At 31.0% G+C, this 13,563-nt stretch carries 12 protein-coding genes; 9 read left to right on the forward strand and 3 right to left on the reverse strand.

All coding sequences use genetic code 11. From position 1 onward, the window contains the following. The 9 genes from traK to BBI01_RS19055 all read left to right on the forward strand — a co-directional run bounded on the left by traK (nt 1) and on the right by BBI01_RS19055 (nt 9,913). On the forward strand, nt 1-615 hold the full coding sequence (gene traK, locus BBI01_RS19010) for a conjugative transposon protein TraK (RefSeq protein ID WP_065396219.1): 615 nt from the start codon (nt 1-3) through the stop codon (nt 613-615). Beyond that, nucleotides 615-995: a hypothetical protein gene (locus BBI01_RS19015; RefSeq protein WP_065396220.1), complete on the forward strand. Its 381-nt coding sequence runs from the start codon at nt 615-617 to the stop codon at nt 993-995. The genes traK and BBI01_RS19015 overlap by 1 nt, the downstream gene beginning before the upstream one ends. Next, a complete protein-coding gene (gene traM, locus BBI01_RS19020; protein ID WP_065396221.1) occupies nt 992-2,248 on the forward strand; it encodes a conjugative transposon protein TraM in 1,257 nt (418 codons plus the stop codon). The genes BBI01_RS19015 and traM overlap by 4 nt, the downstream gene beginning before the upstream one ends. A 3-nt stretch (nt 2,249-2,251) precedes the next feature. Continuing rightward, entirely contained in the window at nt 2,252-3,142 is an 891-nt protein-coding gene (locus BBI01_RS19025) for a DUF4138 domain-containing protein (RefSeq protein WP_065396222.1), read from the forward strand. Nucleotides 3,143-3,225: 83 nt separating this feature from the next. After that, nucleotides 3,226-5,217, forward strand: a complete 1,992-nt coding sequence (locus BBI01_RS19030) for a type IV secretion system DNA-binding domain-containing protein (RefSeq protein ID WP_065396223.1) — start codon at nt 3,226-3,228, stop codon at nt 5,215-5,217. Nucleotides 5,218-5,234: 17 nt separating this feature from the next. Continuing rightward, nucleotides 5,235-6,050, forward strand: coding sequence for a M23 family metallopeptidase (locus BBI01_RS22400; RefSeq protein WP_083190158.1), 816 nt, complete (start codon nt 5,235-5,237; stop codon nt 6,048-6,050). Beyond that, a complete protein-coding gene (locus BBI01_RS19040) occupies nt 6,037-7,218 on the forward strand; it encodes a hypothetical protein (RefSeq protein WP_065396224.1) in 1,182 nt (393 codons plus the stop codon). The genes BBI01_RS22400 and BBI01_RS19040 overlap by 14 nt, the downstream gene beginning before the upstream one ends. 653 nt (nt 7,219-7,871) lie before the next feature. Beyond that, nucleotides 7,872-9,227, forward strand: coding sequence for a V-type ATP synthase subunit I domain-containing protein (locus BBI01_RS19050; protein ID WP_065396226.1), 1,356 nt, complete (start codon nt 7,872-7,874; stop codon nt 9,225-9,227). Between the two features lie 5 nt (nt 9,228-9,232). Further along, nucleotides 9,233-9,913, forward strand: a complete 681-nt coding sequence (locus tag BBI01_RS19055; RefSeq protein WP_065396227.1) for a hypothetical protein — start codon at nt 9,233-9,235, stop codon at nt 9,911-9,913. A 659-nt stretch (nt 9,914-10,572) separates the two neighbouring features. On the opposite strand, the gene BBI01_RS19065 is transcribed toward BBI01_RS19055, so the two are convergent. The 3 genes from BBI01_RS19065 to BBI01_RS19075 form a co-directional block, all read right to left on the reverse strand. Then, a complete protein-coding gene (locus tag BBI01_RS19065; protein ID WP_083190159.1) occupies nt 10,573-11,967 on the reverse strand; it encodes a hypothetical protein in 1,395 nt (464 codons plus the stop codon). Between the two features lie 450 nt (nt 11,968-12,417). Beyond that, nucleotides 12,418-12,864, reverse strand: a complete 447-nt coding sequence (locus tag BBI01_RS19070; RefSeq protein ID WP_065396229.1) for a hypothetical protein — start codon at nt 12,862-12,864, stop codon at nt 12,418-12,420. Nucleotides 12,865-12,975: 111 nt separating this feature from the next. Continuing rightward, nucleotides 12,976-13,452 (reverse strand): hypothetical protein, encoded by a 477-nt coding sequence (locus tag BBI01_RS19075; RefSeq protein WP_065396230.1) that lies wholly within the window; start codon nt 13,450-13,452, stop codon nt 12,976-12,978. Nucleotides 13,453-13,563 lie beyond the last annotated feature (111 nt).

The raw sequence follows: 13,563 nt of genomic DNA on the forward strand, positions 1-13,563 counted from the left end.
ATGGCAGTTGTAAAAAACATCGAAAAAAAAATAAAGATTAACAAAGTAACCTCAATCGGTTGTTTAGTCTTATCCGTCATTATTGTTATAGCAGGTTTCATTTTTTCGTATAAGCAGATTAAAGATGCGAGAAAATCCATTTACATACTTGATAATGGTGTTCCAGTATTAGTCAAGCAAACCGATTTACTTTTGAACAGACCTGTAGAGTACAAAGCTCAGATTGATATGTTTCATGCATTATTCTTCACTTTATCGGCGGATGATGACTACATAAAATCACAAACGAAAAAAGCATTATATCTTATTGATGACAGTGGTATGAAGGAGTATATGAACCTTAAAGAAAAAGGCTTTTATAATCAAATTATTTCTTCTAATAGCGTAATGACAATTAAAGCGGATAGTATAGTATTAGATGAGCAAAACTTGAAATTTACTTATTATGGTAAGCAGACTATCAATCGAAAGACACAACTGATTGTCCGAAAATTGATTACTGAAGGTTTTTTGCAGGATCTGCCTCGTTCACCCAATAATCCTCATGGCGTGTTGATTGAAAAATGGAAAACATTAGATAACTCGGATATTTCCGTAAAAGAAAAATTTAGATAATGGAAGAACATGATAAAATTATAAAAGAAAACAAGACTTCTCTTTGGAGAGGTTTGGAACGATTTGCCGAACGTCAGCCTAAGAAAACATTTTACCTGATGTTCGGATTGATTTTCTTTTCAACCATATTCTCTATTGGAAATTTGATTTACATCCATAAAGTTTCAATTCCGGAATATGAAACATTGAAGGGGCAAAATGTATTGACCGATGCAGCAACATCATTCAGCTCTTCTCTAAAAGAAACAGAAAAGATAATGGATATAAGAGAAGCAATAAAAGAACTTGAATACTATCAGAAAAAAAAGATGCTGAGTCCGTCCGACAGTTCGAGAATCAAATATCTACTTGATAAATACAAAATAAAATATTCAAGATGAAAAAACTCAATTTTAAACAACCCAAATATATTCTTCCACTTATTGCCCTTCCATTCGTTTTGATGATAGGGTATTTTTATATCCAATTCGTAGAAAACTCTGGAAAAGACAAAAACAAACTTGCAGAGAGTAAAGATATTTCTACAGATTTTGGAAAAGTTGGAGAACGTTCTGAAATCAAAGATAAAGCAGATGCTTACGCTGATTTTTTCGACAAGAGAACCGATGGAAGAACTATGATTGACGGCTTTGGCGATGAGCATGAAAGTCTTGAGAAATTTGACGATGATCTTTCAGAACGTCAGAAAAGACATATCGACAGTATGAATTACGCTCGTGAAAAAGAGCGTCTCAGTAACCTTTCGAGACAGGCGAATAGACAATCCTATTACAATGCTATGGATGCCAGACAATCCAAAAACCGGGAAGATGAGCAATATGACAGAAGTATGAAAATGCTTAAGATGTTAGATAATGACAATAATAAAGACTCAAATACTGGAAATTTAAATAGGAATTCTGAAACATCAGACTGGAAAAAAGACCAGATGACTTTGATGCGGGAACAGATGATGCTAATGGATAGTATTGAAAAAGCAAATAATCCTGAGCTAAAGAATCAGGCAAAAGCTATTGAAAAAATGAAAAAAAATGAGAAAGAGATGGACTTCTTTCTTAACTCAACATTGGATGTTACAAAAGCTTCCAAAAGTTCTGATTTCAACTCAATTTACAGGCAAAGGGAAAATAATTTTATCAAAGCGGTCATTGACGAAAATATTAAAGGTTTTGCCGGAAGCAGAATACGTATCCGATTGCTTGAGGACGTATATGTAGGAAATACAAAAATTACAAAAGGTACTCCTCTCTATGCATTAATCAGTGGTTTTTCATTGCAAAGAGTTAATCTTAATATCGTTTCAGTAATGCATCAAAATGAAATACTTCCTATTAGTCTTAATATATATGATATTGATGGAATGGAGGGATTATATGTACCAAGTTCTGCTTTCCGTGAAATGACCAGATCAATGGGAGAAAATATCGTTCAAGGGCAAAATCTATCCAGTGGAAGTGCCGATTTTTTCACGACAACATTAAGTTCTGTTTATCAATCCACGTCAAAAACGATATCTGATGTTATAAGAAAAAACAAGGCAAAGATTAAATACAACTCTTTCGTTTACCTAATTGATAACAAAGAACTTGAGAAAAAGAAAAAAAATATCTATAAAAAAAATACCAATCCATAAACTATGAAAAATTTCATCCTAATTTTTATGCTTATTATTGTTTCAATACAGACCTCGGCACAAAGTCAAGTAAGCTCAAAAGTATATAAAAATAATCTTCCTGAAATTTATATTACCGGAGATGTCAATCTCCATTTCAGAAGCCCACAGCCTGTTCAGTTTGTTGATCTAAGTACAAAAAATCTTATTGGTGACCTTCCAACTGAAAATGTTGTGAGAATTAAAATTCAGCAATTTGAAAATGAAAGTCATACGCTGAAGGACAGTATAAGTGATAAGGAAGACATCCCAATTTACTACTTTGACAACCAGGAGCTCGGCATTGTCACAGTTGTTGGTCAATCTTTTATGGCTCAATATAAACTGATTTACAAAATTGATAATTCTTCTAATATAATGACCAATATTGAAATTTTACCTGAAGATATGCAGGCACTTGAATACCCTGATTACCAGATATCCAGTACTGAACTCAGAAAATATTCACTGGAGATTATTAGAAAAAAGGAAGGAAAAAAAATACGAAAAAACAAAGATCTTGGGATCGAATCACAGCTCAATAATGTATTCACTTTTGGTGATTATGTCTTTCTAGATGTGAGCTTTAAGAATTACACTAACCTCACCTATAATATTGACAAACTTAATTTTTCAATTGATGATAAAAAAGTATATAAGGCGACTAATGTGCAATCAATAGAAATAGAGCCCGTTTTTCGACTATACGATCTGAAATCATTCAAAAAGTATTACAGGAATATTTTTGTGTTCAAAAAGTTTACTTATCCTAACAATAAGGTTTTAAACATAAGATTGGTTGAAAATCAAATAAGCGGAAGGACATTAAATCTTGAAATAAAATATTCAGATATTTTACAGGCAGATACCTTTTAAAAACTTCTTTACATCCAAAACACAACAACAGACAGCTGGGAAATCCTGGCTGTCTGCTTTTATATAAATCAAGAAAAGAAATTATGCAGGAAAGCAAAGAACAACAAAAAATCTATGGCTTTTTTCAGAAGGCAGTTTATATGCTTGTCCTTACCGAATGTAGTATCATATTTTTTGGAGGAACACAAATTCCGATACTTCCAAAACTGTTAAAGTCATTTGCGAAAATGCCATTTTTATTTCCACCACGCAATGCAAAATTTGCTGAGCTTATTTTAATCATTCTCATTGCTATTGGAACAAAACCTAAAAAAAATCAGAACATAAATATTACGACATCTATTATTTTACCAATAATAGGAGGGCTTTTAATGATATTCGGTTCTTTGTCATTTATAGAAGATACCTTCCGAATTGATTCCTTCGCAATTACTCCGTATTTCAACATGTATCAAGCAGTTTATGCATTACTATCATTTTCAGGTGTTTTAATTACCCTTTTGGGAGCTGATAATATCAGTAAGATCATGAAAAACAAGCTAGGTAAAGACCGCTGGAATATAGAAGAAGAATCATTTGATCAAAACAAAGAATTAATCACGACTGACTTTTCAATTAACATTCCTTACTTATTCTATTACAATAAGCGTATGAATAATGGCTGGATCAATATCAATCCATTCAGAGGAACCTTAGTGATAGGAACTCCAGGAAGTGGTAAATCATTTGGAATAATAAATCCAGCTATCAGACAGATGATTAACAAAGGGTTTTGTCTTTGTATCTATGACTATAAATTTCCTGACTTGGGTAAAATTGCTTACTATCATTACCAATTAAAACGACAAAGGGAAAAAGATTACAAGTATGAATTTGCTGTTATTAATCTTAACGAGGTCGAAAAATCAAAGAGAGTTAATCCATTAAGGAAAGAATACCTCTCTACTCTAGCAGAAGCTCAGGAAATCGCAGAAGCTATGGTTTCTTCTCTTCAAAAAGGCGGAGGCTCCGGTGGAGGTAGCGATCAATTCTTTACGCAGTCTGCCATTAATTTTTTGGCATCCTGTATTGCTTTCTTGGCAAAATATGAAGACGGAAAATTTTCGACTTTACCACATCTGCTATCTTTTATGAATCGCAGTTATGAAGAAATTTTCAATACACTGTTTACAAACATTGAGCTGCATTCATTATTATCAACATTCAAATCGGCTTTCGACAATAGAGCTTTTGACCAATTAGAAGGACAAATTGGAACTTTAAAGATATTTTTATCGCGTTTAGCTACAAAAGAAAGCTTTTGGGTATTCTCGGGAGACGAAGTAAATCTAAAAATATCTAATAGAGAAAATCCTACAATTATCGTATTAGCCTCTGATCCTAATACACAGGATATCAATTCGGCGCTGTACTCAACTATCCTGAATAGATTACTGAAACAGATTAATTCGAAAGGTAATTTACCAAGTGGTATTGTTGCTGATGAGCTGCCAACTATTTATATCCATAAAATAGATAATCTGATTGCCACTGCCCGAAGCAATAAAGTAGCGGTTCTCTTAGGTCTTCAGGAGATACCTCAATTTAGGCAATTTTACAAAAAAGAAGTGGCAGATACTATCACTGCCATTATCGGAAATATTCTCAGCGGGAGTGCTCGTGATAAAAGTACTTTGGACTGGCTTGAAAAAGTATTTGGAAAGGTCAAACAAAAAACTCAGTCCATGTCCATTAATAACAATCAAACTACAGTTTCTATACAGGAAAAAATGGATAATCTTATTCCTGCAGGTAAAATAGCAGGTCTAAAGACAGGCGAAATGGTTGGAATAATTGCAGGAGACGAGCATAATCAAACCGAAGAATATAAAACTTCTGCAATTCACGGAAGAATAAATCTGGATATGAGGAGCATTCAAAAAGAAGAACAGGGATACATTGAAATGCCCATTTACTTCAATTTCACTGATCAATTGGGAAATGACAATAAAGAGAAAATTCTAATGTCAAATTTTTTAAGAATAAACAGAGAAGTCGAACTTATAATTCAGGACTTTAACGGTAAAGTTCAATAATATTAAAATATTTAAAAATGAAAAAAACATTAATCATAATGCAATTATTTATTTTTTCTAATTTCTTACCACAATTTAATACGGTTTCATACCAAGGAAAGCTAAATAATGTAAGGGTCAATAGTTCTTTACAAAATAATTTTAGCAGCAACTTCTTTTCACATCATATTGAAGGCAAGAATAGAAGAAAAAAAATTGAAAAAATTAAAGATCCTAGTCCGGATTCATTGGCAACCAGTACGCAAAATGAAGATTCTCAGATGATTTCTATTGAGGGAAAAGAGGAAATTAACAATGATTCTGAGGAAGATATCGATCCAAAAAAGTACGTGATACAGAAAAGATATCGTAATAAAAAGCTACCACTAATAGAATCAAGAAATTATACAATAGAAGAGCGTCAAATAGTCTATATGCCACTTGAAAATATGACGGTAACTTCAAATTTTGGAACTCGTTTTCATCCAATAGACAAAGTTGAAAAATTTCATTCAGGCGTTGACTTTCGAGCAAAGAACAATTATGTATTTGCTGTATTAGATGGGACAGTCAGTGAAGCGGGCTATAGCAATGCGGCTGGCAATTACATAAAAGTACGACATGGCGATTTTGAAACTATCTACCTTCATTTATCAAAAACATTTTTTTCCTATGGAGATATTATATATGCAGGTGATATCATTGCTGTTACTGGTAATACCGGGAAAAGCACCGCGCCACATCTCCATTTCTCAGTAAAAGAAAATGGGAAATATATTAATCCCATTCGATTTCTAAACGACTTAATACAAACCAATAACGCATTAGCAGATTACAATTATGGAACATACTAATACATTACTTACAGAGGAACTAAAAAAATTCGGAATCATGAATGTGAACGATGAATTTAGCGACAAACTTTCAAAAACAGAAATTAATGATTTTCTGAATGGTGGAATTCTTATTGCTGAAAATGATAAGAACAGACTTACATTTAAAATTAATGAAGATAAGCTTGATTTAAATGTCTACACTAAAGATTTAGTAAATCATAGAGATTTATCAACAGCTGAACTTTTTGAAATTGCATCTTCTAATAGCAATCTTTATAAGGTAATGGCTGATTATGGTAATATTACTCATATAGGAACCGATTACTTCAATAAAAATTTAGAAAATGAAATGACAACTTTTGTTGAAATTGAAAATGAAAGAGGTAAAACTATTTTTTTCGGAAACAAACTTGACGAAAGTTTAAATAATTTCAAAGTTGGCGATAAGGTTCAGATTATTCAAAGCGGTGTAGAGAAAACAAATCTTCAAACCGGCAATGAGAATTCGGAAGAACTCTCAAAATATGACAATCTGTTTATAATTAAGCCATTAAATGAAAAAAATAAGCAATTCCAATCCAAAATATTTGAATTAGATAAAAAAGACAATACAATCAAAGACATTGATACTACTAAATATGAACTTCAAAATGTAAATGGACACAGTATTTCAGAAAAGCAGCTTCAATTGCTACGCAAAGGAAAAGAGTTGAAATTAGATGATGAAACCATTATACAAATAAGTCCATCAGCAAATAACGACGTTAAATTATCGGCAAGTTCAAAATCGCTACTCATTTTATCAATTGCAGTGGATGGAGGCTTGAGTTTCCTAATAATAAAAGGTATTCAAAAATTGGCTAAAATGCGGGAAGAAAATCAGCTTCAAAAAGAAAGCACAAGATATCAAACCGAACTTCTTAAACTCAAAGCCCATCTTCAATCTAAATCAGAGCAGTATCCAGATAATAAAGCTATTATATCAGACCTTAATATTGTAAACAGAGAAATCTCAGTTTCGCAACCAGCATTAAGTAAAAATAATAGTAAAGTGGATGAGCGGCAAAACATCAACCTTCAGGTAAACGATCAGGATATGTACCAAGATAATAATAAAAGGAAAGATCAGGAAAAACAAATTTCCGACGATTCTTCAAAATCCTCGACCTATTCGAGAGGAAGATAAAAACCAACATTCACAATGTACTTAAAGCTGGAAGTGCTAACTCTATTTGGAGGCAGAATTAGTGAGAATGGAAATCTTTACTTTTTGGGTCATAGAAAAAATACCTGGAATATTATTTACAAAGATTATTCCTCATTTGAAACCGCTCATTACTATCAGATTATCAATCCTGCGGGAGATTCTATAATCCATAATATATACTGTTTTAGATTCATTTTGGAGGCAATACTTTTTTATCATTGCAGGTCTCAGGACTTTTTTAGAAACTCTGTGGTAATTATTACAGGAGCTAACAACAAAAAAGCTTTAAAATCACTTCTTTTAAAAAGTTACCTCCAAAAAAAGCTGCTTGTACCAAAACTGCATTTTTTTCATTCATCGGAAAATTTTGAATTAACCATGTTTTATCTGGAATTATTGGATAAAGAAATTTCAGCCAGTATGATAACTGCCAAAGATCACACTTACCTTAAGATAAATTATAAGTCAATTCAATTAATGCTTAATAATAAACAACAGACTAAAAGTAATATTACATATCTATTAGGTATTAATGACCGGAAATTTAAAGTTCGAAATTATTATCTATCAAAATTGATTTACGATAACAATTTATTATGGTAAATCTATAATCCTAAATTAACAAAATTGATATGAAATCAAATTCCGATACTGAAACTTTAGCTGAATATTTTAAAAATACAAACAATAGCATTTGGCTAAAAGAAGGTAGAAGAGAATCCATTTCTTCTGAAATTGACTCCTTTTCGTCACTGATTAAAAATCTTGAGGACAGAAAAATAATTTTCACTGATAATCCTTTGACAATGGTACCATTTAATAGTTCTGGAATTGATTTTAAAATAGTCATTCAAAACGATTTTCAAAGGAAAGAGCTCATTTCAAAACTAAGAGACTATCAAAATCAGGAAGTAATCAGACAAAGTAACAATTCACATCATAACAACAACAATATAAACATCATGGAAAACAACCTATTTCAAGGCAAAAAGGCCGATCTCGAAGTCAAAATTGAACTACCTAAACAGGAAAAACCATTTTTTGAAAAAATGACCACACCTAAAAACTTGATCAATATGCTTCAAAAAGCGGGACAAAAACTAAATCCAAATGAAGAATTAGGAGTCAGTTTAAACGGTACATCTTTTAAAATTACAAAAGAACAAACTGAAAAATCGGATATCCTCCAAACAGTAGCTACAGAATATGATAAAGTTAGAATTGTGAAGAATGACCTTTCCGGTGAGAATAAAAATTTACAGGATTTAAAAGATCAGATAAAATATTTAGGATTTGGTGAAGAACCAAGAGTCCATCAAGAACTGGCTGAAAACTTAGCATCTGGTAAAAAAGACTTTCTCATTAATATTTCTTCTGACAAAGCTTCTTTTAAGAACAATGAAATCAATTTTGAACTAAGGTTTCAAAAATCTGAAAACAATGAAAAGTTCTATTTAAACTCATTTTTAGCAAATCTTAAAAACAATGAAAAAGATGTCAATTTAAGTCATACCTTTTCCGCCAATGGTAGCTATACGGCAAAAGCCGCTATAAATCTTTTGGAAGGCAGATCAGTACGAACTCAGATCTACAGTAAACATTCTGAAGAAAAAGAAGATGCATTTGTAAAGCTTCAATTAAATGAAGAAAAAAATGAAAAAGGAAATTATAAACTTCAAGTCTTTAATAAAAATTATGGAATCGATGTTGAGAAAATTATTGATAAAGCTAAGCTGCAATTTGATAATGAAAGACACCGAGAAATTACTACTAAGTCCCTTGAAAAAGGGAATATTGTTTCCGTAAAGTTTTCTGATCAAAACAATAAAATTACTGAAGGAAAAGCTATTCTTAATCCACAATATAAGATGCTGAATCTATACGATAATAAAATGAAAAGAGTCAATTCCAATGAACAGGCTTTCCAGCGTGAAAATTCTGAGACTAATGAGGTGAAGAATCAGCAAAGTCATTCAAGAAAAATTTAGCCGTTATGAAATGTTTTTTGCTATTGTTCTTAACAACAGTTTTGGTTTCATGTAAAGAGGAACATAGAATACAGAGTAAAAAAGGAGGAATTGATATTGTCACCAACATTTACTATGGGGCTTCAAAAGGTCTTGATAACCATCAACAAATTATTTTGTCAAAAATAAACTATTTTGAAAACGATATCATCGAATTAGTACCTAACATTACAATACCGGAAATCATCGACAGTGTTTACTACATAAATGATTCGGTTTATTATGAAATAGGTTCGTTAATGGATTCCAAGTCTCTTAATTTTATAAAGCAACGGCAGGAAAAATCAAAAAATGTCAGAGATAAAAAATACGGTGCAATATGGATTGACAAACAGATTTCCAATTATGAACTAAGAAAAAACCTCAATGATACGGTGCTTTATGGTAGATTGCCATTTAAACGCTTTCAGATCTTAACAAAAGACAACTACAGTATTTTCTATATTAATAAAACTGATACTATTCTGCCCTATTCTCTTAATCAATTTGCTGATAATGATTATGGAGGACGTTTAGAAAGGATTGACAGTTATGATAAAAAAAGAGATCTATTTACCACTATTATATTGTTACCCAGGAGAAACTGGGATAAAGAAGCTGCAGTTATTTTCGAATATAATTATCAAATAAATATTGATTCCAATTAAAAATCCCAAGCCAAATTGGCTTGGGATTTTTTATTTGACTGAAGTACGTCTTTTTGATAATTTAACCAATACTTGAGTTGAATCCTTAATTTCGATTAGTTGCTCTTCTATGAATAAAAACACACTTTTGTCCAAGATAAAAATATCAAAAACCGTCTGTCGCTTTTTAAAAAAAAATTTTCCTGTGAGTATTATGCAATTATTATAGTTAATGGGTGAAGAAAGTTTCAGATTAACTTTTGATTTCTTCGTCTTGGCATAGAAAACAATAAATTTTCTTTTCTCACAGTATTCAAGAACAAAATAATGTTTCTTCTTTAGAAGTTTTAATGAAGTTAAGTTAAACAGGTTTTGAGAATCAATTCCGATCTCTTTTTTTTGATCATGATTAAAAATTACGTTAATAAAATATTTAAAATTCAAATAATTTAGTGATAAATATTGCTTCACCAATACAAAGAAAAATTTTATGCAAAAAAATCCCCAAGACTATGGGGATAAAAACTAATAACCATGAAAAACTCAAATTAAACATGAGAGTCTTCACAAATTTATAAAATATCATACGCACCTTTTTTAAAAGGCAATATAATGGCTCTATTCAGCCAATTCTATTTATCAATGGCATCTACATAATAAAAATTAAATGCATTTAATAATTACTTACTTCTCTCCAAATTTTCAATATCATCTTCCCAGTGCGGTCTATTAAAACCGCTGACTGATTCGGCTAAAAGCAAATCATGCTCCAAAACAGGATGATGAATCTGCTTGTAAAAACAAGTAGTTTCAGCCCAATCAAAATTATTACTCGAAGCAAGCAACTGAATGCTGTTACAATGGATTGCTCGGATATCTTTTTCTTTATAATCAAATCCTTGTATTGTTTCCTGTGCTTTCAAAAATCTCTTTCTTTCTACATAAGGGCCATCCAAATTTTCATAGCCAATATGAATAATTCCTGGGCCATCTAGCGGTATTTGATCAACCGCCTTAACAAGAAGTCTTTTAACATCCTTCGCTTTCATATTAATAGAATGATCAGAAACACTAGTCCATTTAAGAATACTTATACTTACTACCTTGTCAATATAAACATTAAGAATATCAAAATTTTTATCCAAACCTAATTTATAAAGTTCATCATGGTTGAAAGCAGACACATAGTTACCTCCACTTTCATACTTTCCCACGCAAACCTCAATTAATTCCGGAGAATTACTTCTTACATCTTTTTCTTTTAACTCCTTGTTAATAGCAATCACATCCAGTGGACGAAAGGTAATTTCAACATCATTGGTCTTTATTTCAGCTCTATTACCACCTCCATAAACTTTAAGATACTCGTTAAAACAATCAACTAAAATATTGTCTCCTGTTTGTGAAACTGGAACTTTAAATATTATATCAACAGAGTATGATAATTTGTATTCCTGCAATATATTAGTCAACCGTAAAGATCTGTTTTGCCATTCTGATCTTTCACTTTCGGAATAATCTGGAACTTTCTGCATTCTTTTACATTCAACCCAGTATTGCTGTCCATCTTTTCTAATTTGTAAATCTGGAGATTTATAAAAAATGCTTTCAGGTATAAAGCTTACTTTCCACCCATTTTTGCAATATAAATTTGCGACTGCCAATTCAAATAAGATTGCATCAGGTTGATTTTTCCTTTCGTTCAATAGTTCCTCAATTTTTTTCTCTATTCCATCGATCTCAAGAAGCACTGAAAGATTTTTCCCTATCATCGAGAAAAACGGAAATATGCGAGCTGATTGGAGAGCATCACCAGACAATGGTCGATCAAAAATACTTTCTACCAGATACATATACCATGCAATCCAGTCATCATAAACAGCTATTGGCATCACAACCTTTTCTTTACTTCCTGCTTCCTTAAAACCAAATTGAATTGCTTCAACTTCACGAAAATAAGATACAACCTTCTCTCGTCTTTTTGACCATCTATCATCTCCCATTCTCGACACAAAAAAATTCAACGCTTTTTTAGCATCTATAGCCCAATCCTCTTTAATGTATGTATTTATCATTTTCAGTAATTATTATTTTTAATCTAATATACTTCAAATTTGAAAATGATTGAAATTGTTCTGAAGACCTTTTCTAATTATAATTACGAATGAGTCCCTACCAAATTTTAACGAGTTCCGAGTTATAAAAAATCCTTTTGAAAAAAGGCAGGATACACTTTTGTTAGTTCATTTAAAAAAATGGACGTCCAAAAGGACATCTTGCACCACAAAAAAAACACTCCTATTTAAAATCATATTTAGTAAGTAATAAGAAATATGACACATACTATTTGAATCATTGTAGAATTACATCTTTCATCACTTACATAAAACTACAATGGAGTAATTATATAAAGGATTAATTACATCTTTCAATAATTAAATAAACTTATAGTTATACTCTTATACATTAATCACATTGTATAACTATACATTTATATACTTATATATTGATTTAAGTATATAAATCTATAACTCTACAATAAAATAATCTAAAGTATTTGCGCTTACGAAAGAAACAAGAAATTCAAAAAAAGCTGAAATGGAATAGCTGGAAGAATCTGATTTTTCATTGATGTAATAAGTATGCATCAATTCATAATAAAGGTCTGAATATTTTATAGGAAGGAGAAAATTAATACTTTCCAGAACTCTTTCCTCTTTTGTTTGTCCAATTTTAGTCCCCCTTTTTTTGTAGAAGACTAAATATTGCTCGTTGGGTTTGAGAACTTCACCATATTTCATTTGAAAGTTCTTTTGAACATTGAGTAGAACGAGACCTAAATAATGCCTATAAGAAAACAGGGATAATAAATCATTATCCTTATAATAAGTGAAACTGCAAATTTTAAAATTATCTACTAAAAACTTATCGGTTTTCACCAAGAAGTTTTTGGTTGCTTTTTTTGCGCACATAGAATGCCTATTTATTAGCCAACTTGCCGTATTGAACGACAACAAATTATTACAAATGTAAAACTAAAACCGTAAACTAAAATTCAAAATTCTTACGGTTTTACAAAATTTTTAAAGCACGATAGACAATTTAATCTCGTCTTTCTTTAATTTCTGAACCATTTCAACAGCTTTTTGCCGTTGAAAAACGTAATACGCCAGTTCTTTAGAAGGGCTGAACAAGGGTAGCTTGCCATTATAGATTCTTATAAATTTAGAATAGTATAGTCCTTCGTCTGAAGTAAAGATGTAAACTTTCCGGTGAGTTGCGTTATTTATCCAAGCACTAAGTTTATCCTTTAGAAGTGAAGGATCATTTTTCAGCTTTACTGTAAAGCAATCTTTACCATCAAAAGAATCATCTTTAAATACAAGGTTGAAATTACTTACGTAACAGCTCAAAACAATATTGTCTGCAGTAACAATCAGTGGGTTATTGATATCACCCAATAAATCAATTGAGATTTCATTCGCCTTAAAGAACTGTTTTATCAAAAAATTTCTTCTTGCAATATCCGTAAATAGATTGTGATTTGTTTTTTCTTCCATTTCATTATTATCAGAATTAAACAAAAATACTATTTTTTACCTATTAAACCTATTAAAAATATCTTGCCTATTATTTAAAATATTTGTTATATTTACATATTCTTATTAATC

Origin of the sequence: Chryseobacterium artocarpi (assembly GCF_001684975.1) — a bacterium.
In the GTDB taxonomy this organism is placed as follows: Bacteria; Bacteroidota; Bacteroidia; order Flavobacteriales; family Weeksellaceae; genus Chryseobacterium; species Chryseobacterium artocarpi.